Below are 25004 nucleotides of genomic sequence, written 5' to 3'. Positions count from 1 at the left end.
GGCGAGTTTCAAACCTACTTAAACAACAATTTTAATGAAAAATAATTTGTACAAACCGGCACAAGTTGCTAAAAAGCAGGCGTTCATGCGCTGGTCTGCAAAGACTGCGATGGCGATGTTTTTGGGCCTGCTTTGTGCCATGTCCGGTGTAGCCCAGGCGCAGACGGGCACCGCACTTACTGGTAAAGTTACTGATAAACAAGGAGCGCTGCCTGGCGTTTCGGTAGTTGAAAAAGGAACATCCAACGGAACCACGACCGACGCGGAAGGAAAGTTTACAATACAACTTTCGGCGGGCGCCAAAGCCATCACGGTTTCGAGCGTAGGTTACGTTGCTCAGGATGTAGATGTTACCAACAAGTCGAATGTGGATGTCACATTGGCAGAAGATCAAAAAACCCTTAACGAAGTGGTCGTGATCGGATATGGATCTTTGAATAAAAGAGAAGTTTCGAGCGCGATCACGCATTTATCGTCCTCGGATCTGCTCCGTGTGGGCAGTAACAACCCGCTGATGGCGATTCAGGGTAAGGTGGCCGGACTTTCGGTAACCAACACTTCTCCGGCGGATCCTAACTCCTCACCCAACATTCAGCTGCGTGGTGCATCCTCCCGCAGCGCAGGCTTGGGACCATTGTATGTGATCAATGGAATTCCGGGCGGTAACATTGATAACATTAACCAAAATGAGATCGAATCCATCGATGTGCTGAAAGGCGGCGCGGCTTCGGCGATCTACGGAACGCGTGGAAGCAACGGGGTTATCGTGATCACCACGAAAAAAGGCTCAGCCGAATCGCGTTTATTTTACGATGGTTACACCACTTTCGATTATCTGAGCAACCAGCTTGAAGTGTTGTCCAAAGATCAGTTCCTGGCGAACAAACGCGGCGTTGATTTTGGCGGAAATACAGACTGGATGAAGGAAGTAAGCCGTCAGCCATCATTTTCGCACAAGCATACATTGCAGTTTTCAGGAGGAAATGGTAAGACGAATTATTTCAGCTCGGTGGATTTCCGCGATGCGCAGGGTGTTGACCTTCGTGCCGGAAAAAGAGAATACGGTGGCCGTGTGAACATTAATCACACCACCGCAAACGACATGTTTGCATTGACATTCAGCGTAGCGCCGCGTTATGCCAAAACCAGCGAAGCGGATTACAGCGGTTTCAATTATGCATTGACATTGAACCCAACCGTTTCAGTACGGGATTCAGCCGGTCGCTACAACTACATTAACTCCGGTTTTTTTGCGAATAACCCTGTTGAAAATGCCAAAACCGTGGTCCGCGATCAGGAACTCAAATTACTGGACATGAACGGATCTGCGAAATGGAACATTCTTGAGAACCTGAACACGACGATAACATTCGGAGAAGTTAGCAAATCGCTGCGGAAATTCTGGTTTACGCCATCCAACAATACGACGGTTATCAACGGGAACAAGCGGAACACGGCGAGGCAATTTTTAGAAGAAAACGATCAGAAGAGCCTGGAATGGTTGGGAAATTATTTCCTTGACCTTGACAAACATTCCATCAAGCTGCTTGCAGGTTATTCTTACCAGGCATTTACAAACTCAGGTTTCGATGCTGCCAACGAGAAATTCCCCTCGGATGTGCTTACTTACAATGGCCTGGGAACCGGATTATGGAATTTGGAAGAAGGCGTTAACGGTGTAGCCTCTTACAAAAACACTTCGAAGCTGATTGCCTTCTTCGGACGTTTGAATTATGATTTTGACCAGAAATATTACCTGTCTGCCAGTCTTCGCCGCGAAGGTTCTTCCAAATTCGGCTATGACAACAAATGGGGATATTTCCCGGCTGCATCGCTGGCATGGCGCGTGACGCAGGAAAGCTTTTTGAAAGACATTCCCTGGTTAAATGAATTGAAAGTGCGCGCGGATTACGGTGAGACGGGTAACCAGGATTTTGACAGCTATAAATCCCTGGACACCTATGGCGGCTATGGTTACTATCCGTTTAACGGCAGTCCTTACCAGGTGTGGGGACCAAACCAAAACACCAACTACAACCTGCGCTGGGAAAAAGCAGTCAATTTCAATGCGGGTGTTGACTTTGAGCTTTTCAGCAATAAGATCAATGGTAGCATCAATTACTATGTGCGCACGAACAAGGATCTGCTGGGGAACTACAATGTGCCTAATCCCCCGAACATTCAGGGGCAGACATTTGCCAACGTAGGAACAATGCGGAATACGGGCGTGGAACTGCAATTGAATGCAACGGTCATTAACAAGGAGGACTTCAGCTATAACCTGGGCATTACCGGCGCCTGGAACGACAACAAATTCGTTTCGTTCTCCAACGATTTGTATAAAGGACAAAAGTTCGTTGACGTTGTGGGCATGCCTGCACCCGGAAGCCCAGGAACCATCCAGCGTTTGCAGGAAGATCAGCGGATCGGAGGTTTTTATGCGCTTAAATCTGCGGGTGTAAACGACAACGGTGCATTGCTGGTTTACAACAGGAATGGGGACATCGTGCCTGCCAACGAAGCCAATAACGATGATAAGCAATTTGTCGGAAATGGTCTTCCTAAGTTTACAACAGGGATTACCAACTCATTTAGATACAAAAACTGGGATCTGAGCGTGTTCCTTCGCGGTGCATTCGGCTACAAGCTTTTCAACACGTATGCATTCTATCTGGGAACTCCGGCTGCCCAGGAAAATGCGAATGTGCTTACATCCGCGTACGACGGCAGCAAATATTCGAAGCTGACGAGCACTTCCACTTATTCGTCGCTTTCGGATTACTTCCTGGAACCAGGTGGATTTTTGAAGATCGACAACATTACGCTGAGCTATACGCTGCCGCTGAAAACCAAATTCATGCAGTCGGCGCGGATTTATGCGACCACCAGAAACCTGGCAACATTCACGAAGTTCACAGGCGGCGATCCTGACCTGATCCAGGTGAACGGACTTTATCCTGGCATTCGCACCAATGGCGACAACAATGGTACGCTGGACTACTATCCTTCGACAACGCAGCTGTTGCTGGGCTTACAACTTACATTCTAATTCGCTGATTTAATTCAAAATGAAAAGAAATCATATTTCAAAATACATGCTCCGGTTTGCTGCCTGTGCGCTGCTGTCGGTGACGGCGGGCTGCACAAACCTGGACGAAGAACTATACGACCGGATTACTTCCGAAAACTTCCTGCAAACGCGGGATGACGTAACGCGCGACTTCTTGCGGGCGTTCGAACACAGTTACTGGAGCATTCAGGGCGGCGGTACATTTATGCTGCAGGAAAACAGCTCGGACGAAATGATGACGCCAAACCGCCAGGGCGACTGGTTCGACGGCGGACAATACCAGCGCGTACATTACCATACCTGGACCCCGCAGGACGGCTTTACAAGCGATGCCTGGAACGCACTTTACGGAGGCGTGACGCTGGCAACCAACTCATTGGAAGATTTGGAAGGCATTACGGATCCGTCAAAATTTGACATGACACGTGAAGAACTCGACGGCATGATCGCGGAATTAAAAGTGCTCCGTGCCTGGCTGAACATTCGTTTGCTCGATTTTTACAGGAACATTGTTATTGTTACCAAAGTAAAAGGCCAGACCGAAGGCGGCGCGCAGGCGACCCCGCAGGAAGCATTTGCATTTATCGAGCAGGAACTGAAAGATGCGCTTCCCAAGCTTTCGACCAACACGACATTGGGCAATAATGTGGTAGGACGCTGGACAAAAGGCGGCGCGGCTTCGCTGCTGGTCCGTTTGTATTTAAATGCAAAGGTTTACACCGGAACCGACCGTTTCAAAGATTGTGAAACACTCGCACAGGAGATCATCGACGGAAAACATGGTGACTATGCATTGGAAACACGCTGGGATGCACCATTTGATTATACCAACCCGACTTCGAAAGAAACTATCTTCGGATTCCCCGGCAGCTTTGCACAAACGCACTGGCAGTATGACGGCGGCATGTATTTCTGGATGCTTCCTAATCTGGCACCAAGCTATTTCGGATTCACCGACTTCGGCAATGCCAACCCGAAATTTGCCCTGCAACCAGGCCGCGACGTGGATAGCGTTGAATACAGCTTTGCTTTGGGAAAACCATTTATTAAGTTTCAAAAATACAAGGATGACCTGCGTTTGAAAAAATACAAAAACCTGGGTGGCAGCAAGCGTGAGGGAATGTTCCTGTACGGCTATCTGCCTTACAGGAATGCAGCGGGCAAGCAAGATACGGTAAGAGGTTTCAAAGGCCCGTATCCCCTGTTCCTGCGTGATCAGGTTGGTAAATTCCTGGATGCAAAACCAGGCACCAAAATCGCAGATAAGGTTTCAAACATGAACAATGCCGACAACAATTCGGGCCTTTACCCGGTGAAATATCCTTTCTACCCAAGCGACGACCAGAACAAAATTTCATCGGCTTATGCCGAAATCCGTTTCGCGGAAATCTATTATGCGCTGGCTGAATGTAAATATCGTGCAGGTAACAAAGCGGCAGCTGCGACATTGCTTAATACGGTCCGCAAACGCAATTATCCTTCCGGCTCGCCAAGCCTTTACAAAGCTAACGGCAGTGAGCTTACCGACCAGGAAATGCTCGACGAATGGATGCGTGAATTCCTGGCAGAAGGCAGAAGAAGAACGGACCTGATCCGTTGGGGCGTGTTCAGCACCGGAAGCTGGTGGGATAAAAAACCGGATACCGATAACCACACGGACATTTTCCCGATCGGCCAGAATGTGCTGAATACTTCACCGAACCTGAAACAGAATCCAGGTTATTAAAACTTATTTAAATGAAATTCAATAAGCCTTTGGCTGTGCTGGGTGCTGCAATGTTAGTTGCAGTGCTCGGCTCAGCTACCACTTTCAACATAAAGCCAGCAACCCATGCTGGCTTTTCAGACGTTAAGCGTCCCCGCGAAGCATGGGTGCTGCGTTCCGTGCTCGATGCCAGACCGCGGATCCTCAGCATTGCCTTGCACGACAATCTCTGGCTCGCCTACAACACCAAAACTGCCGCTTTATACAAAGCCTGGACAGGAAAAATTGATTTCAATGGTCCCGTCTATACATCGTCACACGGCCCGCAGCCGGTTTCAGTAGGAACCACTTACATGGAAGAACCGGATGGAAATCCATGGCGGATAACTGCGGACGGTAAAGAAGTAACGCCTGAAATCAGCTACAAAGGCCACACTGTGCTAAATAACCAGGTAACATTGAAATACGACCTGGATTATCAGGGCAAAAAGATTTCAATGGAAGAAAGACCTGAGTTTTTCGATGCTGGAAATGGTAAAGCGGGTTTTGAGCGTGTGTTTACCATTGCTAATGCGCCTGCTGATGTTCAAGTGGCATTGAATGTGCATTTGAATTCGCTTACCGCAGCAACGGACTACAAAACGGACGGCAAGTTTTCAGTTGCTAACGAGCGTGACGAAACTGCCGGAAACAAAGCCTTCAAAGCGATCGACGGAAAATTGGTTTTAAATAACAATGGCAAAACAACGCTTACAGTTAACCTCACCGAAAAACCAGCACAGCCGCAATTCGCACAACAGGAAAGCAAAGCCGATATGGTGGCCGGACTTTTTGCAAAAAGCGACTGTAACACGTGCCATAACCAGGAAGTAAAAACCGTTGGCCCGGCTTACAAGGCCATCGCCGAGCGTTATGAAAACAATGATAAAAACAAGAATGCGCTGGTTACCAAAGTGATCAAAGGCGGCGCGGGGAACTGGGGACAAATCGCCATGTCGCCGCACCCGGACTTGAAGAAGGAAGACGCCGAAACAATGGTGTCTTACATCCTGGAACTGGACGCGGATAAGGAAAAGGCGCAGGCAGCAAGCAAATTAATGCCTAAGCCAGCCTATCCGATTGTACTTAAATCCATTGCTCCTGCAACAGTCGCTTCCGCAATTGACAAGTCTAACGCGGCCCGGCCTGGCGACGCGCGGCCTAACGAGGCCCGGCCCGGCATTGCTGTCAACATTTACCAGTTTGCCAGCGGCATAGGTGCTGTTCCTGAAATCAATGATGAAATGTTACCGGTGAAGTCCGGCTCCATCAATGCATTGCATCTGGACGAGCAGGATTTTGGTGACCTGAAAGACAATTTCGCCATTTTCGCAAGCGGTTATATCAACATTAAGAAGACGACCAACATCGTTTTCCGACTGGTTTGTGACGATGGCGGTAAGCTTTTTATTGATGATAATTTGGTGATCGACAATGGCGTCAATCACGCATTGCAGCCTACCGACGGTGAGATTATCCTGAAACCGGGAAAGCATCCGTTCAGGGTAGAATATTATCAGGGCGCTTTCGGAAAAGGTCTTTCTTTACAATGGCGGCCCTACGGCAGCAAGGAATTTGTTGTGGTTCCGCCATCTGTTTTCACCTATAAAGGTGCAGACATTAAAAGAACCGGACAAGCTCCCGTTGACGTCAAAAAGGAGGACATACCAGGCGATAAGTCGCCGCTTGTTGCCGTGCATCCAAGCTTTACGTTGGCCCAGGCGCGGCCGGATAATTTCCAGCCAAGAGTTGGCGGAATGGATTTTCTGGCGGATGGCAGAATGGTGGTCAGCACGTGGGATTCGCTTGGATCTGTTTACATTGTAGACGGCCGCAAAGCAGCTACGCCGAATGACATTAAAGTAAAACGGATTGCGTACGGACTTGCCGAGCCGCTGGGTTTAAAAGTGGTGGACGGGGAGATTTACATTATGCAAAAACAGGAACTCACCAAGCTGGTGGACCTGAACAATGATGAGCTCATCGACGAATATCAAACCATTTGCAATGGCTGGAAAGTCTCTGCCAACTTCCACGAATTCGCATTCGGGCTGGTTTATAAAGATGGCTATTTCTACGGAACATTGGCAACAGCCATTAACCCCGGCGGCGCCAGCACCAAACCTCAGATCCCGGATCGTGGGAAAGCGATAAAAATCTCCAAAAAAGACGGATCATTTACATTCGTGGCATCCGGCCTGCGAACGCCCAATGGCATTGGCCTGGGCGTGGATGACGAGATATTCATCGCCGATAACCAGGGCGACTGGCTGCCTGCAAACAAGATCATTCATTTGCAGGAAGGTGCGTGGTATGGCTCGCGTTCGGTGGATTTTGAAGGAACGGCCAATCGTAAGGAAACGCCTCCGGTGATGTGGCTTACACAGGATGAGATCGGCAACTCCCCGAGCCAGCCTGCCAAGCTGAATGTGGGACCTTACCAAAACCAAATGATCCACGGTGATGTGACCCATGGGGGAATCAAACGCGTTTTTGCTGAAAAAGTGAATGGCGCTTATCAGGGGGCCGTGTTCCGGTTTACGCAGGGACTCGAAGCTGGCGTGAATCGCCTGGCATGGAGCCCGGACGGCTCGCTTTACATTGGCGGCGTGGGTTCTACCGGAAACTGGGGACATGCAGGCAAGCTCGGTTACGGACTTCAAAAGCTTACATTCAATAATAAAGTGGCCTTTGAAATGCTGGCGGTAAGGGCAAAATCGGACGGTGTCGAGATTGAATTTACAGAGCCGTTGAAAGAAGGGATTGGTGAAACCGCATCCGATTACGAGATCCGTCAATGGTGGTTCAAGCCTACGGGAGATTACGGCGGGCCCAAAATGGATGAAGAAAGCCTGGCAGTCAAATCGGTAAAAATTTCTGCTGACCGTAAAAAGGCTTACCTGCAACTCACAGGTATGAAGTCTAAACATATGGTTTACATTCATTTGAATAGAAAAAACATCATCAGCCAAAACGGCAACAATTTATGGAGCACCGAAGCCTGGTACAACATGAATGAGATTCCCCGTACTATGAATTAGAGAGCTAAATTTTGTTTAGTACAATCAAAAAAACGCCCGGAAAGTGATTTTTCCGGGCGTTTTTAACTTAATAAATCAGGTCATTTCACTGTTTTGCAAAATGAAAAATCGAAACCTTCTGATTCGCACTGGTTGTTTTTATTATAAAAATACCGGATGGAAATGCGCTCACGTCAAGACCTGCACAGGTATATCCGCCTGCATAATGCAGCACACCAGAAGCTGAATAGATCTCCACCGACTGTACGCTTTCTGCTTGCGCGACATCCAGAAATATCCTGTCCGTAGCCGGGTTAGGATAGCTCCTGATTTGCTCTCGTGAATTCGAAAACCGAACCTGTTCGATCTTGCTGAATGCAAAAGTGCCGTCGGCATCCACCATGCGGAGGCGGTAAAAGTTGTCGGCGGGCAAAGGAAGAGGATCGGTGAATTGGTAGCGCTGGATTTCTGCGTTCCCGTTGCGTGTGGCAATTGTGCCGATTTGTTCCCAAACCTTTCCTTCTGCACTGCGCTGAATTTGAAAATGGCTGCTGTTTACCTCGCTCGAAGTACTCCAAGCCAGCTCAGCCGCCAATTCATTCTTTGAAACCTTGAAACCCACAAGGGTAACCGGCATAGGATCATTGATGGCCTTGATCGTGAATTTTCCCTCAGCATAAGAGGTTTCCCAAACCAGCGGCGCTATTTCCGGCAGATTTACCGTTTCAAATGTCCCGGCAATTGTTCCAGCGTCCAAAAGGATAAAAACAGCATCGAGTACAGGCGTAAAACCATTGATCAAGGACACCGTCAAAGTCCCTCCTGCCGTGAATGACCCCGACTGAACCTGATCATAACCGGTGACAGCGGTTGTTCCACCGATCTCCATCAGCAATGTTCCCGAATTGGCGAAGTCGCTGGAAAAGGCGAGCTTGCCCGGCGATTCGCCCGGTGCCAGCGTACCCGCATTGGTAAATGAATTAAGTGAAAATGTGGCATTACCACGGATCTCGCCATTGTTGTCGAAACTTCCGCTGACCGTATGCGCCCCGTTACCCGATTGCAGCAACCCATTCACGGTAAGGTTATTAACATCGAAAGAGTTATTGTCCGGCATCCGCATTGTATGCCCGCTGAAAATGCTCGTGCTGGCCGCGCTGGCGTTGGGCGAAGAAGTTGCTGTAATCCAGAAGCTATTGTCCTGAGAAGATTGCCAGTCACCGGGTGTGTTCCAGGTGCCGTTTTCACCGGCGCTTTTGTAATAATCTCCGGCATTTGAAACCTTATAGATCGTATAAGCGGCTGCGGTGGTGAATGCCGCATTCAGATCGGGGGTCGTGCCGGTTAGGCCTGTGACTTCCAGCTTAATCGTTCCGTTACCGCTTCCTGTATTCACGGAAACATTATAAGTTGTGCCCGAACCTGTAATGCCGGCAACAAATGCGCCCGTAACGCCGCTGGTCGACAGTGAAAAAACGGAAGCGTCATCAATCGTTACGCTCTGTGCAAACTCAACCTGATAACTGACAGTGCCCTCATTCGTCGGATTAGCTGAAAGCTGGGTGACAGAAGTTACACTCGTTACGGCAGGTACACCAGTAGTAAATCTCAGCCAGGTAGCATCACTGCCCGCACCCTCGAAAATACGGCCTTCGGTGTCGGCAAATGCGGCTTTGTCAACAATAACATAGTAAGTCGTGCCGGCCTCGAAGTCTGTTGCCGGGTCAATCGTAATCGTATTTGAGCCATTGCCGGTCACTTGTGAACTGTTTGCCTCAATGGTGGCAAAGACGGCATTGTCATAGAGGCGGCGGATCTGAATGTACTTGGCTGCTGCACCGTTAACTGCCTGGTTAAATGTTAGCGAAATGTTGCTGCTCACGGAAATCCCTGTTTCGGCGTTGGTGGGGCTGGTAGCAGTGATCCGGGGTGGCGAGTCGTTTTGGCGGAAGAAATATTTCTGGTTGGCGGCGGTATAGTTGGTGGTAAATACGTCCACATCGCCATCATTATCCCAGTCGGCCACAAAAGCTTTCGTAGCATTATTGTAAAAGGCCCCCGAGTTTGGCAGCGTATTAAATGGGTTTTCTGCACCAGTAACCTGCGTAAAAACACCACTGCCATTGTTCCGCTGGAAGACCACCATTTCGGAGCCATCGGAAGTTTGCAGGTCGATATCACCATCCGCGTCGAAGTCCCCAAAAATGAGTTGGTTGTCGCTGGCTATGGCCATCCCGTTAAACGGATTGGCGCCTCCGGTTTGTTGCGTATATACACCATTATCATTACGGAAATAATCCCGCACCGAAGTGCCGCCGATCCTGCTCATGAAAATATCGACATCCCCATCATTGTCCCAGTCGGCCACGTAGGCATACTGTGCACTTGAAAAAGCCGCTTTACCCGCCAGGCCATCGAACGGGTTCCCCGCACCGGTCACCTTGCTGAACCCACCGCTGCCATTATTGCGCCAAAACTCGTTATCGAGGTCGTTCCCGGGATAGTTGTGCAAATCAATATCCCCGTCAACGTCAAAATCACCGAAGATCAGCTGATTGTTTCCACTTACATTAATGCCGTTAAACGGGCTTCCAGTGCCGCTCAATAACTCGTATTTGCCGTTGTCGTTGCGATAGAAAAAGTTTTTCTCATTTTGATTACTATCCCGCATCGGAACGTAAATATCATCGTCGCCGTCATTGTCCCAATCTGCCACAAATGCTCCCGACGCGGCATAAAAAACCGCGTTTTCGTTGATTTTTTCAAACGGGTCCGCAGCACCGGTCACCCTTGCAAATGATCCGCTGCCATTGTTTTGCCAGAATTGGTTAACCGTGCCGCCGGGATATAAATGAATGTCGATATCTCCATCCGCATCGAAATCCCCATAAATAAGCTGATTATCAGTGGATATTGTCATACCGGTGAACGGACTCGACGCGTCCGTCAGCTGCGTAAAGGTCGGAACAAGCAAGCCCTTGAAGTCCAGGAGTTTCAATATGTGCTGTTTGATTATTTTACCCGCAACATATTCCAGATCCCAGTCCCCGCCACGGCCATATGAACCGGTCTGGTCGTCAGAGGCGGCCACGGGCACACCGAGCATGCTGTGCAGGCGCTCCACGAAATGCTTACCACTGCGGCTTGCAGTAAGTTCACAGCTGTAAATCAGCAGGCTTGATTTGCCTTCTTCGAGCACATTCTTCAAGCTTTGCCAAAAGCTTTTATGTGATGCGACGTTGGCGTCGTTGAGCTGGGTTTGTCCCAGGACAAAGTTACCTTCCGTACCATGGGTGAGAATGTGCACCCGCGCCGCTTTCCCGTGCGACGCCAGTTGTTTGGTCAGCAAACCAGTGGCCCATCACGAAAGGGAGGCGGCGATAACAGGTCAGATCAATAACCTTTCGCAAGCTCAACCTCATCGTCAATTTCCTCGTTACTCAAGTATTTCTGTACATTATCGACAAACTTGGCCACCTTATCGCGGTCCCGCATCTTGTGCGCTGCGCCTGTATGCTGTGTCAGGATTACATTCGTCATCGGCCATAATTTTGAATCCTTCGGCAGCGGCTCTTTTTCAGTTACATCCAGAACAGCTCCGGCCAGTTTCCCGCTTTCCAGGGCTTTGATCAAGGCGTCTTCATCAGTAGTGTTACCACGGCCAATGCTTGCATAAAGGGCACCTTCTTTGATGGCATTAAAGAAATCTTCGCCCGCATATTTATCCAGATTTCCCGGTAATGTGTTCACGACCAGATCCGTTTCTGAAAGTTGAGATAGTAAGTCGTCATAAGCGTGAATATCAGCATCCGGATCGCTTTTAGCGGTCATTTGTACGCTGCATCCGAAGGCTTCCAACATTTTACGCACATTCTCGCCGATGGCGCCGGATCCCAGGATGATCACCTCTTTTTCACCCAGAATGGAAAGCTCATTTTCGACCGCCTCGCCTTGCCATTCCGCATTGACCTGGTTTCGGACCATCAGATGCACGCCCCTGTAAAAGCCAAGTATGCCTGCAACAATGGTCTCGGCACACGCAGCGGCAGACATATCTCCAACATTAGCAGCCTTCCCTTTAAACTCCAAGTCCTTATACTGCTCAAAACCGACATTTTCAAGTTGCCAGAATTTGAGACTCTCCGGAATATCTTTGAAAGAATCGGCAGGAGGATTACCGATTAAAATTTCTGCGGAATCAATTTCCTGCATGACTTCGTCATCGGAAAGCTCGCCTTTTATTACGATTTCGGCATCGTCAGGAAGCTGGTTTTTAAGTTCTTCCAGATATTTTTCTTGCAGGTCTGCATAAATTACAATTTTCATAAAATTCAGTTAATGTAAATATTATTGCCTCCTCATCGGGGCGTTTGCTTGCGGCTGCCCGCTTAAATAACCGCGCCAGCGGGACACTTGCCACTTGTTTCCAGGGAAGGCATTGAAATCAAATCCCGCAAATGCAGGAACATGTGTCCCAAGGCAAAATGTGCATGACTGCTCGACTTTTGTCCATTCTATCCGGAGTTGCAACCCCCCAATTTTGCAGTCTCATCATAACTCAAATACATTATGAAAAGACAACAGAACCGCACATTGGGCGCATTCGAAAAAGCATTCTGGCTGCTTGACCAAATTGATTCCAAAGACTTCGCACTCGCCGCAGACATTTCAGGGACACAGCCCGTTGAAAAATGGCGGAATGCCTTGGATATGGTGCAAAAACGCCATCCGAACTTGTCGGTAAGGGTTACCCTGGATTCGTTGGCAAGACCCACATTGCAGCATGTGGAAAACGTCCCTATCCCGCTCAGAGTGGTGCATGTGCAGCAGGATTACCGCTGGGAACAGGAGGTTGAAAAGGAGCTTTCTATAAGATTTAATACAGAAGAAGCTCCACTTTTAAGGGTTGTTTTGGTGCAAAAAACAGAAAGCACTGTGCTTATTTTGGTAGCCAATCACACCGTGGCTGACGGGTCATCCCTGAGCTATTTGACGCGTGACATATTGCTTGCCGCTACCGGAAAAACGCTTGAACCTATGGAACCGCAAGTATCTAACGATCAAACGCTTGACCTCCCGGAAGATGCGCCTGCCCAGACTGTCAGTGAAGTGCTTGAACTGAAAATGAAGACTGATATGGCCAAACCATTGGTGTCATCCATCCGCATTTCTGAAAACATTACCCGGAATCTTCTGGAAAAAGCCAGACAGGAAAATACGACGGTCCATGGTGCCATTTGCGCAGCAGTGCTGCTGGCGTCCAGACAAATGCGTCCGGACTGGGACGAGGCCAGAATGGAATTGGTATCCCCCGTTTGTACGAGAGGACCGCTGAACCTGGACGATAACTTTGGCCTGAACATCACCACGCAATCCGTGTTTTTTGAAAAACAGGAGCATTTAAATTTCTGGGATCTGGCCAGACTGGCGAAAGCCGGGCTTGATGGGACGAACTCTCCCGAATATGTGAACGGCTATCTGTCTTTTTTCCGCGACATTGTTTTTGGTCACAATGATATACAGCAGATGATCGACATTTTAAAAACCGCATTCAATCATCACATTATGGTCACTAACCTGGTGAAGGTGAGATATCAAACGGATTTCGGGCCATTGAAACTGGAAGCATTATATGGCCCGATGGTGCGGTCGGGAAAAGGAATGGAGCAGACCATCGGCGCATTGACGACCAACGGTGCGCTCTGCCTGACCAACACCAGCGACAATCCTATTCCAGGCCTGCTTGCTGAAATGGAGCAAATGCTTCGGGAAGCTTCTCAGATGAAAGCCCGGGCTGCGTGTCCTTTTGGATAAGGACTTCGCCGATCAGGTCGAGCCCGCAGTTCAGGTCGGGCATTGTGTTTCATTCGTACATATTGCAATTATAAACGTATGCTAACAGCGATTCAGATAGGGATAAATTTATCCCTATCTGAATCGTAAATCCCTACTTGTCAGTAACAAGCATTGTGCTGAAATTTGTCCTAAACAAATGAACAAAATTTATAGTAATCATGAAACTTCCTGATAACATTGAAGGATTTATCCAGGCACAAAATAACCTGGACAGCTCAGCATTCGCTGCATATTTTACGGAACACGCAACCGTTTCCGACGAAGGTTCGTCTTACACAGGCATGGCGGAAATCAAGGAATGGATACAGCAGGCGACAGAAAAGTATAGAATGCAGCTCAAACCAATTGATTTCAGTCAAACCGGCGCAAAAGGAAAGTTAACCGTGGAAGTAACCGGCACATTTCCGGGAAGTCCGGCGGTAATGCATTATCATCTCGGTTTTGATGATGCATTAATCAGTTCGTTGCAGATTACGGGATAAGGTTGAATGCATACATTCGCAGGAAAGCTTCGGGTTAATTTATCGCGGAGCTTTCTTTGAATCTTTACAGGTTTATACATTTTAAAATAACATATGATCGGAAAATTAAGGTTAAAATTGATCCTTTCAGCATGGGTAATGCTGCTTTTCTCAACATGGATCTCGGCCCAGAAGCTGGATTCGACTTCTAAAAGTGACCCTGCGAACCGGGTTAAAATTGCACCTGAAAGTGTTTTCAAAATGTTCCGCGAAGCCGGAATGCAGCCCGTGAACCGCAAACTGACGCCAGCGGAAAATGAAAAGGTGCGCAATGCGTTTGCTTTGCTGCCCCCTTTGCATCAGCGGATTTTGAAGGCGCATCTGCATAGCATCAGCTTTATGGATAACATGCCGAACACGGCATTGACATCGCCGTTGGATTCAAGCACCGGACCGAAGATGTACAACATTACTTTTCGCGCGAGCTTATTGAATGAGAATATTTCGGAATGGGCTACCTGGAAAGAGAATTCCTGCTTCACAACGGGCGCCGATTCAAGTTATAAATTACGTGTCGAAGGCGGCAAGATGGATGCCATCATTTACGTCCTCATGCATGAAGCCACCCACATTGTCGACTTGGTAACAGAAATCACCCCACATCCCGACGATAGAAATGCAGTAGTAGAACCGACTCCTTTTACAAAAAATATCTGGCGTAAAATGAATCTGCCCGCCGAGGCATACATGGATCCTCTTTTGGAACAAACCCGTTTTCGCAGCGGCAAGCCGATTTCAATAACCCAGGCACCCGAGGTTTATGCAAAGCTCTCGCAGACACCATTTCCGTCCCTATATGCCATGGCAGCCTGGTCCGAGGACATCGCCGAACTCGCAACCATTTACCACCTCACAACAAAAATGAACCAGCCATTTCAAATAGTCGTCACCCGTAACAATACAGAGTTAACAAAATTCGAACCCATGAAAAACACGCTGGTAAGGCAGCGATTAGCGCAAGTTGCGGGTTTTTACGCTCCGTAGTATTTGCACCATAGCTAGGAAATATATTCCTGAACACTATCGACAATTGAGATCTTTGGTTCGGAACCTGGTATAGCCATCATTAACTTTGACGAGTCCAAAGCGAGATATTTCATAGATTCATCGTAACGATCAAGCGAACTAACATTGGGAGCATGTTGCCGGTCAAGCGCACGATATATGGTAGCGACAATATCCTTGACCTGAATGGTCTCACAACAAGGGACATTATAAATTCCGGACTTAGCTTGCGAATTGATCAACTTAGATACGATAACTGCCACATCCCTGGCATGCACATATTGTCTGGTTTGCGTGCCGCTGGTGAGTTTGGGGGTTTCGTCTTTCAATAAGCTATTTAGTAAATAAGGGACAAGCCTGTTGGTGTTTTCTCCTTTGCCGTAAACAGTGGGTAAAATGAGATGATAGAATTTGATATTTAAGTTTGCGCTTTGAAAAAAACGGGACAAAAGTCGTTTGGAAACAACATAAGCATTGGGAGCTCGTTGCATTGAACTTAAAAGTCCGTTCTCTGAAAAAGCGATTTGCTTGGCATTGTCACCTATTTCAAAATAAGACCCAAAGGTGGTAAATGTGCCTTTATAAGATAGAGCTTCTAACTTTAATGCTATTTGAATGGGTAAAAAGGCGTTTAGATCGAAGACAAACTTTTCTTCTTTCCCGGATTGAATGCCGCTTCCTGCGCAGTAAATAATATGATCGAACCTGACTAAGCTTTCCAGATCCAAATTTGTGGAAGGCATGTCGAACAAAATGTGATTTTTAAGGCCGGCTATATTATTTCGCCCATAACCGGTGATGTGGTTCTCAGATCCAAGCTCTTTAATCAGATATTGTGCTAAAAATGAACTGCTCCCAATTATTGCCACATTTCCAAAAGATGCCTCCGTAAAAGTTGTCATAAATTAAATTGTTCGATGATTTTGATATGAAAAGGGAATACGATCTGTCTGATTGAAAGGTAGATAATATCGCTGCCTGAAAATAGAACTTGTTATTGAACGGAAAATAAAGGGATTAGCTGCCGGCGGCTTTGACTGAACTAACGGTTTAAAATATACCTGCTGGCAAATATTCCACCTCCCGGGAAGAATGTACAAGGTGCTTGGCCTTTTATCCATTCTTCCGGGTAATTAAAGGTGCCACTTTTGTTATGTCGGAACGGAACGACAATTGGCTAAGGGTTAGCTGATTAAATAAGGAAAATTAAAATTTACTACTCAAATGAAAACGATTGCCCTGACCATCGCATTCCTCTTCTCCGACGACATTAAAGTGGTTTTGGAAAAACTAAAAATTTGGGAAAAGCGGACATGGTTTATTTATTGAAGAAATGGATAAATTTAACACCGAACATGAAAAATTTGCCACACTATAAATACCTGGTAAAGCTGTGAAATGGTCAACCGCTTCACAGCTTTTCTCCATAACATTTGGAACAACACAACATTCACTTTCTTCTGCGTATATAGCTATGAGTACAACGGTGTTTAACAACAATTCAAAGACATTAGGATTGCTGCAAGTAACGCAAAACCAAATGGACGCCATCAACGGCCCGGATTATAAGCAATACATTAAAATCCTTTATCTGCCAGCCGGATACAAGCTCAGGGTAGATTTTGCGTGTTACGAGACGGAGCAGCCGACGCTTTTCTTTATTAGTCCCAATCAATATCTCGAATTGGAAGCAACCGGTGAGGAAAGTGGGTTTTTCATTTTTTATAACCGTGATTTTTATTGCATTCAGATTCACGATCAGGAAGTTGCGTGCGATGGCTTGTTATTCAATAACATCAGGAACATGCCCAAAGTGGAAGCTTCGGAAGATGAAATCGCTTTTCTCGGCGGCCTGTTCAAGGAAATGATCCAGGAATTTCAACTCAAAGACAGCTCGCTGGAAGAAATGGTGCGGACGTATCTCAAACAACTCCTCATCCGCGCCACGCGCTCCTGGAAACGCCAGCATCTGGACAATGAAGTGACAGATCAGCAGAGCGATCTTGAATTTTTCCGGAAGTTTACGAGGCTCGTGGAAGAGCATTACAAATCCAAACACACCGTAGCCGACTACGCCGATTTCCTGTGCATGGCACCCAAGACCATCACGCACAAGTTCAACCGCCTGCGGTTACCACAGCCCAATGAAGTAATAAAAAACCGCATTATACTGGAAGCAAAACGGCTGCTCGTTCACACCTCCCTCACGGCAAAGGAAATTGCCTATGACCTCGGTTACAATGATCCTGCTTATTTCAGCAGACTTTTTATGACCAAAACGGGCGAATCCCCATCCAGTTTCCGCACAAACTTTTTGGGACAGAATTAGCATCCGATTTCTCATGAATTAGACATCGGTTTTACAACGCAAAATCTCATTCGCAGCCGCACATTTTTTTAAAAGCTATCAACTTCTTAGCGTTATGTTGAGATCAGAAATATTTTGTATAGTAATTCGATAGATTATATATTTTGTAATTAAAAAACGTATTTTTGAGCATCAAAACGAAACATTTGAATATGTCTTTCAGGGATGCATTAAAACTTTACAGGAACGAGGCGCTGGCGACAGAGGCATTTAAGGAATACCGGCTGCAAAAAGGGATTACATGTAAAAAATGCGGGGGCTCGCACCATTATTGGCTTGCTTCGAAGCAACAGTTTCAGTGCAAAACATGTCGGTTTCGGACGACCCTGCAAAGCGGCACCATACTGGAAGGCAGCAAGTTGCCGATCTCATATTTTTTTATTGCTTTGTATTTATTGAAAAACAACCGCAACGAGCTCTCGATCGCTGAGTTTCAGTTGCAAACAGGACATAAATACAGCGAGCCACTTTATGATTTTTTGAGAAAAATAAAGGCATACATTAAAACAGAAGATCAGAATTCGATCCTGATCACGTTTCTGGAAGTAGCCAGCCTGGCCGTGCGGGTTACCAATGATGAAGTTTGAGAAACTTCATTTTTAAGATATAAATCGCTGATGTATGCGGTTCAGAAATATTTTTTCCTGAACCGCATTATTTTCTCCTGAACCGCTCATCGGTAAGGGCTTCAAGGAATGAGACGACATCATTCACCTCGTCATCGGAAAGGTTGAGCGCTCGGCCGAGGGACAAATCACGGTTAATGCTGTTGCTTACAAACTGATCGGGTGTGTTATAGTATTGAACCACTTCTTTGAGTGTTTTAAACATAGCATTGTGCATGTAGGGGGCAGTTACGGCCACATTCCGCAAGCCCGGAACTTTGAACATACCAATGTGCGCACTGTCTTTGGTAATTTTAAATCGGCCCGGATCGGTCAGCTCTTTGCCATTGTACAGGCCAATGCTTTTGAAACGGTCGGCAGTAAAATCTTCGCCGGAGTGGCAAGTGGCGCATCCCGCCTTACCGATGAACAATATACGTCCGCGAATGGCTTCGGGCGACATGGCTTCTTCATCTCCGTCGAGATAGCGGTCGTAGGGGGTGTCGGTGGTTTCCAGTGTTCTTTCAAAAGCCGCGATCGCGCTCAGGAGGTTTTTCTGGTTCACCTCTGATTTGAATATTTTTTGAAAAGCAGCACTGTAAAAAGCGTCCTGCTTCAATCGTTTTACGGCCTGCTCAACGGGCAGGTCCATTTCGTCGTGTGCAGATAGTGGTCCCAGGACCTGTTCTTCCAGCGAAGCTGCCCGGCCGTCCCAGAAAAAGTCGGTCCTTCCGGAAAGGTTGGTCAGCGCCGGGCTGTTCCGGGAAAGCAATGTGCCCTTGTCACCAATGCTGAACGCGGCCGTATCTGCAAATGCGAATGCCGGAATGTGGCAGGAAGCACAGCTAATGGCCTTTCCTCTGGACAAAATCGGATCGGAAAACAACTTTTCGCCCAGCTCGGCTTTGGTAGTAACATCATTTTCCTGATGCTGAAAAGCGACGGTTACGATGAAAATAAGCGCACCAAGGATCACCGCCGGGATTTTTCTGAATCTGAACATGGTAGTAATGCTAAATCAATATACTTGAAAAGATTCCTGGAACGGGATGCAGACACCATCCACATTGCTGCACAAAAGGCCCTTAATGGTCCCTTTGGCCACGAAATCCTTTCTGGAAACTTTAATTTTTTGCCTGAACTCCGCCTTTTCCGCAAAGTAAGTGTAAGCCACGTCCCAGGTCGGGTCCACCGTTTTCTTTGGATTAACCGGCGTAATGTCGCCCACCAGCTTGTAGGAATCCGCTGCACTAAATTTAAACTCCGTAGGCAACGGCCCGATATCATTCTTGAAATCAGAAGAATACAACTTCCAGTTCTTATCAATCGTCGCCAAAAAAACCAGTTCCACCTCATCACCCGCCTTAGCATCGGGATTAGAGACGGAGACATTCCATTTGGAAATGGAAGCTGAGTCTTGCGCGGCTAGGTTTAGGGAGAGGAGGAAGAAAACGAGAAAAAATCGCTTGGTCATTAGGTAAATGTGTTGTTAGTGAAAATATTGTGGTGCCGCCCAACTCTGCTCAAAGTAGCAAGGCGTTGATGGTAAGGCGTTGTGCCGCCAGGCTTCGACTCCGCTCAGCCTGACAAAACGTTTCGCCTTCGACCTTCGGGTAAATTTTTAGACCGCTCGGCGGTCTGGCTCGTCCAACGTCACCAGAACATGCCCTGTCAGTCTGAGCGTAGCCGAAGACCTAGCACAAACGCTGCTCGCGTCCGCTCAAAGTCACAAGACACGCCTTGCCAGTCTGAGCGGACCCGGCCGCCGGGCGGTCGAAGACCTAGCACAAACGCAACCAACCTACGCTCAAAGTCACAGGATACGCCCTGTCAGTCTGAGCGTACCGGGCCGCCGGGCGGCCGAAGACCACCAACGCTGCTCACCTCCGCTCAGACTGGACAATAGCTTTTATTTCGAAGCTTTCTTAGGCGCAGTCGTGTTTGCGGATGAGAATGATGCGGGAACGGGCTCCGCAATCAGCTCGTCCAGATCCTTGTTCCACTTCTTCACGTACTCCGTATAGTAGTCACCGGTAATGGTTCCGGTGTAGCCGGTGTGGATCTGGCGGACCTGGCCGTCGCGGCCGATGAGGATCGTGGTTGGGAATGCCATCATGCGGTTTAATGCTGGCAGTTTTTCCGAGGCAACCTTCTTGTCAGCGATGCCGCCGAAGAGGATGTCGTATTCAATGCCATACTTTTTCTTCAATGTTCCCAAAGTGTATTTGGCGTATGCAAGGTCATCTTTTTGTTCAAAACCGATGGCAATCGCTTCTACGCCGCGGGCTTTATTTTCCTTGAACCAGGGTGAAAGGAATGCAGTTTGGTCTGTGCAGTTCGGGCACCATGTTCCTACGATCTCGACGATCACCACTTTGCCTTTGTATTTATCATCGCTCAGCGAAACCTGCTTGCCGTCCAGGTCGGGCAATGTAAAGTCCAGTTTGGTATAACCTTCTTTCAGATAAGTCAGTTTGTAAGGATCGGGCAATGCGGCCTGATCGTTTTTGCTTCCTTCGAATTTGGTGTTGTCATAAATCCTGGAGCTGATCACGCCCGTGATCGATCCGTCTTCGTTGATCTTTCCTTTGTAAACGCGCGGGTTTGGACCGGAAAAATGCGAAAGTACAAATTCATCGCCCTGCACAACGCCTTCCAGCTCGCGGCTGTCGCCTACTGTGCTCATAACCACGCCGGTAAGCTTGTTGCCTTCCTGTTTCAAAAGCGCCACATTATCAGGCATTTTGGCTTTGCTGTAAACCTGCAAATCCCATTTGCCAGACAAATTATGCTTTGTAGGCTGCTCTTTTCCTTTTTCTACAAACCGGTAATCCTTGCCATGTTCGGCAGTGAAAGGAAGGGAGTTGCCGCGGAAACCAGGCACAAGGCTTCTCTATTCCCCCGTGATTTTGCCATCCGATTCCACCTTAGCGACCAATGCTGCATCATAAGTGTTCATTTTGACAAAAATCGAGTCGCCGCTTAATTTGGTAACATGAAAATCGTCACGGCGTGTTCCGTTGAGCAATGTCAGGATCGGATCGTTCTGATTTTTCGCGTTGTACTCAAAATTAAAAGGAATGTGTGTTTCGCTGATGATAAATTCACCGCGCCAAATGCCTTGCTTGGGTGCTTTTGCGCCGGGCTGATCTGCCGCGCTTACGTAGCTGCTCAAAATGGTTGCACCTGCCAAAGCCACCGCCTTCACCTTGTTGTTGATTTTCATACAACTTGATTTGTTTAAATAAATAATAGTTAACCGTATTTTCTTGTCAGATAACCTGAAAGAATTCGCACTGGACCGGAAACATTTGCAGGATTTTTTCCGGTGTTTGTTAACTAATCAAAGGTGGTTTTTAATCAGTCGTTTCTTGAACATGAACAAAAGTAATTGAATGCTCTATCAATTTTATAGACTTTATAGAATTATTTGATTTCGTACCACTAAAAACACCATTGAAGATCAACACGAACAATTCGATCAGGACGACGGAATTATGGAAATATCGACGAGCAAACTTTTCCTTAGGTATGAAAAACCGGATTCGTCCAAATTTATTCTCTCTGGCATTAATGAGCAAAATGATTCTGTTTATGTTGTTTTGAATAAAATAAACAAGAATTACCCCCTCTAACTAAAAAGAAAGTAATTGGCAAAAAGCCCGATCTGGTGGCCTGATTCCCGATTTTATGCAAAATATCACCTACAAAAATTGACAATCCGAAATTCTTGCCCCTACCTTTGCCCCTGTCTAAGAAAGTCGATTTGAAAAATTAGTATACAAGTTCACTAGACTAAATAGGATTCATTGCAATTTAAAGTCAGCCATTAACCTCCTGATTTGGCGACGGAGGATGCTAAGTGCTACTTATTTGTTGAGATGCGGATTGAAGCGGGCAGGAACTGCAGGCTCCCCCGCCCTGCCGATTTTTGTATCCCAACAAAATTCCAACGTCGCCAGATCGGGACTTATGGCATATACAACCACCGTAAATGTCTACCCGACTTAATTCATCAGGCCCCGCAAGGCCGCTTAACACCTCATTGGATGAAAAATTATTTTTTACTCTTATTCATCACGGCTTCTTTCACTGCATTGGCGCAGCAGCGCATTATCACGGGAAGCGTTACCGATGCACAGAACGCCGACGCACTTCCGGGCGTGAATGTGTCGATCAAAGGCACCCGGCAAGGGACATTGACCGAGGCTGACGGAAAATTCACATTGAACCTCGTGAAGGGCGAAACGCTGGTTTTCTCCTTTGTAGGCTTTGCCGCGCAGGAGGTAAAAATTACCGACGGGAATAATTACAATGTTGCATTGCAGGCCAGCACGCATACACTCGGCGAAGTGCAGGTGGTAGGCTCTCGCAACGCCAACCGCACAAAACTCGACTCGCCTGTTCCCGTGGATGTGATCGACCTTAAACCCCTGCTTGAATCTGCGCCGCAGGTGAGCATTACACAGCTTTTACAATATGTTTCGCCTTCTTTTCACTCGGTCAATGGCAGTAATGCCGGTGACGCGGGATCGGCGCTCAACCTTTCGCAGCTGCGCGGCCTGGGTGTGGACCAGGTTTTGGTTCTGGTCAATGGAAAACGCCGTCACAAAAGTTCAAACATCAACTGGGGCGGACTGGGCAATGGTGCAACCGGCTACGACCTGAACTCCATTCCCACCGCAGCCATCGAACGCGTGGAAATCCTTCGCGACGGCGCAGCGGCACAATATGGTTCGGATGCAATTGCGGGTGTAATCAATATTGTTTTAAATAAAACTACCGAACAACTTACGCTCAGCTCCACGGCCAGTACGAGGCGCCGGGGCGACGGCACCACTACCAGGACCAATGCCAATTATGGTTTTGCACTCGGAAAAACGGGCGGTTACCTGAACACGACGGCTGAGTTTGCCACGCAAGCCATTGCGTTGTTACCTGGCAATGATGACGCCGGTTTGTATCTCGGCCCGGTTTACGGCGGCGGCGCGAACACCAGAAATTATGATGCCATTTATACCAAAGAAATTGACGAAGAAATCCTTAAAAACCGCGGAATCGACCGCCATCATTTTGACCGGCGCGGCGGCGGCTCCAACAAAGCCAAAGATGCATTGCTCTTTTTCAATGCGGCCATTCCGCTCCGCCAAAACGCCGAAGTGTATGCATTCGGCGGCATCAGTCACCGCAATTCGCAGTTTACTGCTGTGTATCGCCTTCCCGGCTGGACGGAGCGTAACAATGCATTCCTTTACCCGGATGGTTTTTTGCCTGCCATGGAAAATATTATTTCAGACAAATCACTGTCGGTGGGCATTAAGGGCAAGATCCGTGACTGGGACGTGGACATTTCCAACGTGTACGGCAGGAATAATTTCGGTAATGTGATCACCAATTCCCTGAATGCAAGTTTGGGACTGAAAACACCAAGAACCTTTGATGCAGGAAGTTACAATGCAAGCCAAAACACAGGGAGCATCGATATCAGCCGTTATTTTGGTAAAGTATTAAAAGGAATCAATGTGGCATTCGGGGCCCAATACAGGGTGGAAACTTACCAGATCGTTGCGGGTGAAGAAGCTTCCTATTCCAAGGCCGACCTGAGGACCATTTACGGTCTGGACACAACCGGAACGGGGATTATCTACAACACCAAAGAAGGCCAGATCGGCTTGAACGGCCTTTCGCCCGGCTCACAGATCCATGCCGGTTTCCGGCCGGAGAATGCTGTGAATGTAAACCGCTCGGTGCTGGCCGGTTATGCGGATGTGGAAGCGAACATTACACAGGAATGGCTCGTTTCAGGAGCATTAAGGCTCGAAAGTTTCTCAGGATTAGGAGATGTGACCACGTACAAGATCGCCTCCAAATATCGCTTCGGCGACTGGTTGGGCGTGCGCGGCTCACATAACACGGGTTTCCGGGCACCGGACCTTGCCCAATATTATTACACCGAAACATCCACAAGCTTCCAGCAGGGACGTGCCATTGACCAGGTAACGGCTTCGAACCAGAGTGCAGCCACGCGGGCACTGGGAATTCCTACATTAACACCTGAAAAATCGAAGGGTTACACATTCGGGATCACGTCGCAGCCTCTCAGGAATTTCGAATTCACGGCGGATGCTTACCTGGTGGACGTAAAAAACCGGGTGGGTAATACAGGGAATTTTTCGGCAACGGATGTGAACCTGCCGCAGGAAGTGCGGACATTATTCGTGCAAACCGGAACCACGCAAGCCAAATTCTTTTATAACTCATTCAGCACGAGGACAAAGGGACTGGAACTGACCGGAAGTTACCGGACACCATTCCGCAGCGGCGCGCTAACATTATTATTTGGTGCCAATTTTGTTAAAAATGAAGTGACAAGCGTCAATACGCCAAAAGGGCTGGAAGCTTACCGCTACATTATTTTCAATGATGGTGAAAAAGCGCGGGTTACATCCAACATTCCAGGCAAAAAAATTAACATTCAGGGAAGCTTTAAAGTGGGCAAGCTCACTTACATGGTCCGGGGGATATATTTTGGCTCTGTAACCAATGCATCGGCATTGAATGCGACATTCCCGAAACCCGATTATTTTTTCCAGAAACTAAGGCCTATCTGGGTGGTCGACGCGTCGGTTGCCTATGCATTTACCAAATCCATACAGGGTGTGATCGGGGTTAATAATGCATTTAACCAGCTCGGCGATTATTCGGACCCGAAACTGACTGCATTGAACAATCCTTCCATTATCGGCATTCAAAACGGCAGCGCGGGCATTCAGCCTTTCATCAGGATCACGGCCAGGCTTTAAGTTGACAAAACA

Annotated in this window: 16 protein-coding genes; 9 read left to right on the top strand and 7 right to left on the bottom strand. The window is 47.7% G+C overall.

Annotated features, from left to right (window positions below):
- The first annotated feature begins 34 nt into the window (after nucleotides 1-34).
- From L0659_RS14060 to L0659_RS14050, 3 genes are read left to right on the top strand one after another with little or no spacing between them, the layout of a single operon-like run.
- Entirely contained in the window at nucleotides 35-3049 is a 3015-nt protein-coding gene (locus L0659_RS14060; protein WP_235126756.1) for a SusC/RagA family TonB-linked outer membrane protein, read from the top strand.
- Nucleotides 3050-3068: 19 nt separating this feature from the next.
- On the top strand, nucleotides 3069-4796 hold the full coding sequence (locus tag L0659_RS14055; protein WP_235126754.1) for a RagB/SusD family nutrient uptake outer membrane protein: 1728 nt from the start codon (nucleotides 3069-3071) through the stop codon (nucleotides 4794-4796).
- 11 nt (nucleotides 4797-4807) lie between these two features.
- Nucleotides 4808-7855 carry a PA14 domain-containing protein gene (locus tag L0659_RS14050; RefSeq protein ID WP_235126752.1) on the top strand — a complete coding sequence of 1016 codons (3048 nt, stop codon included), beginning with the start codon at nucleotides 4808-4810 and terminating at the stop codon, nucleotides 7853-7855.
- 85 nt (nucleotides 7856-7940) lie between these two features.
- Here the strand turns inward: L0659_RS14050 and L0659_RS14045 are convergent, their stop codons facing one another.
- Nucleotides 7941-11183 (bottom strand): DUF4347 domain-containing protein, encoded by a 3243-nt coding sequence (locus L0659_RS14045; protein ID WP_235126751.1) that lies wholly within the window; start codon nucleotides 11181-11183, stop codon nucleotides 7941-7943.
- A gap of 44 nt (nucleotides 11184-11227) precedes the next feature.
- Complete coding sequence (locus L0659_RS14040; RefSeq protein ID WP_235126750.1) at nucleotides 11228-12160, bottom strand: D-2-hydroxyacid dehydrogenase; 933 nt, start codon at nucleotides 12158-12160, stop codon at nucleotides 11228-11230.
- Between the two features lie 243 nt (nucleotides 12161-12403).
- Here L0659_RS14040 and L0659_RS14035 point away from each other — a divergent pair, with 243 nt between their 5' ends.
- From L0659_RS14035 to L0659_RS14025, 3 genes are all read left to right on the top strand, one after another.
- Nucleotides 12404-13648, top strand: a complete 1245-nt coding sequence (locus L0659_RS14035; RefSeq protein WP_235126749.1) for a condensation domain-containing protein — start codon at nucleotides 12404-12406, stop codon at nucleotides 13646-13648.
- Nucleotides 13649-13848: 200 nt separating this feature from the next.
- The gene (locus L0659_RS14030) at nucleotides 13849-14172 is read left to right on the top strand and encodes a nuclear transport factor 2 family protein (protein WP_235126748.1); all 324 of its coding nucleotides are present in this window, start codon (nucleotides 13849-13851) and stop codon (nucleotides 14170-14172) included.
- A 93-nt stretch (nucleotides 14173-14265) separates the two neighbouring features.
- A complete protein-coding gene (locus L0659_RS14025; RefSeq protein ID WP_235126747.1) occupies nucleotides 14266-15195 on the top strand; it encodes a hypothetical protein in 930 nt (309 codons plus the stop codon).
- 14 nt (nucleotides 15196-15209) lie between these two features.
- On the opposite strand, the gene L0659_RS14020 is transcribed toward L0659_RS14025, so the two are convergent.
- A complete protein-coding gene (locus L0659_RS14020; RefSeq protein WP_235126746.1) occupies nucleotides 15210-16118 on the bottom strand; it encodes an NAD(P)-dependent oxidoreductase in 909 nt (302 codons plus the stop codon).
- Nucleotides 16119-16609: 491 nt separating this feature from the next.
- Here L0659_RS14020 and L0659_RS14015 point away from each other — a divergent pair, with 491 nt between their 5' ends.
- The gene (locus L0659_RS14015; RefSeq protein ID WP_235126745.1) at nucleotides 16610-17545 is read left to right on the top strand and encodes a helix-turn-helix domain-containing protein; all 936 of its coding nucleotides are present in this window, start codon (nucleotides 16610-16612) and stop codon (nucleotides 17543-17545) included.
- Nucleotides 17546-17709: 164 nt separating this feature from the next.
- Nucleotides 17710-18171 (top strand): transposase, encoded by a 462-nt coding sequence (locus L0659_RS14010; protein ID WP_235126744.1) that lies wholly within the window; start codon nucleotides 17710-17712, stop codon nucleotides 18169-18171.
- 67 nt (nucleotides 18172-18238) lie between these two features.
- Here L0659_RS14010 and L0659_RS14005 read toward each other — a convergent pair whose 3' ends face one another.
- From L0659_RS14005 to L0659_RS13990, 4 genes are all read right to left on the bottom strand, one after another.
- Nucleotides 18239-19192, bottom strand: coding sequence for a cytochrome-c peroxidase (locus L0659_RS14005; RefSeq protein ID WP_235126743.1), 954 nt, complete (start codon nucleotides 19190-19192; stop codon nucleotides 18239-18241).
- 15 nt (nucleotides 19193-19207) lie between these two features.
- Nucleotides 19208-19663, bottom strand: coding sequence for a protein-disulfide reductase DsbD domain-containing protein (locus L0659_RS14000; protein ID WP_235126741.1), 456 nt, complete (start codon nucleotides 19661-19663; stop codon nucleotides 19208-19210).
- Nucleotides 19664-20098: 435 nt separating this feature from the next.
- Nucleotides 20099-21073 carry a peroxiredoxin gene (locus L0659_RS13995; RefSeq protein ID WP_235126740.1) on the bottom strand — a complete coding sequence of 325 codons (975 nt, stop codon included), beginning with the start codon at nucleotides 21071-21073 and terminating at the stop codon, nucleotides 20099-20101.
- Nucleotides 21074-21082: 9 nt separating this feature from the next.
- Nucleotides 21083-21415 (bottom strand): hypothetical protein, encoded by a 333-nt coding sequence (locus tag L0659_RS13990; RefSeq protein WP_235126739.1) that lies wholly within the window; start codon nucleotides 21413-21415, stop codon nucleotides 21083-21085.
- Between the two features lie 823 nt (nucleotides 21416-22238).
- Between L0659_RS13990 and L0659_RS13985 the strand changes: the two genes are divergently transcribed.
- On the top strand, nucleotides 22239-24992 hold the full coding sequence (locus tag L0659_RS13985; RefSeq protein ID WP_235126738.1) for a TonB-dependent receptor: 2754 nt from the start codon (nucleotides 22239-22241) through the stop codon (nucleotides 24990-24992).
- Nucleotides 24993-25004 lie beyond the last annotated feature (12 nt).

This window comes from Dyadobacter sp. CY347 (assembly GCF_021502655.1).
Classification (GTDB): domain Bacteria; phylum Bacteroidota; class Bacteroidia; order Cytophagales; family Spirosomataceae; genus Dyadobacter.
The sequence above is the reverse complement of the archived record's forward strand: the minus strand, read 5'-3'. Positions and strand labels throughout refer to the sequence as shown.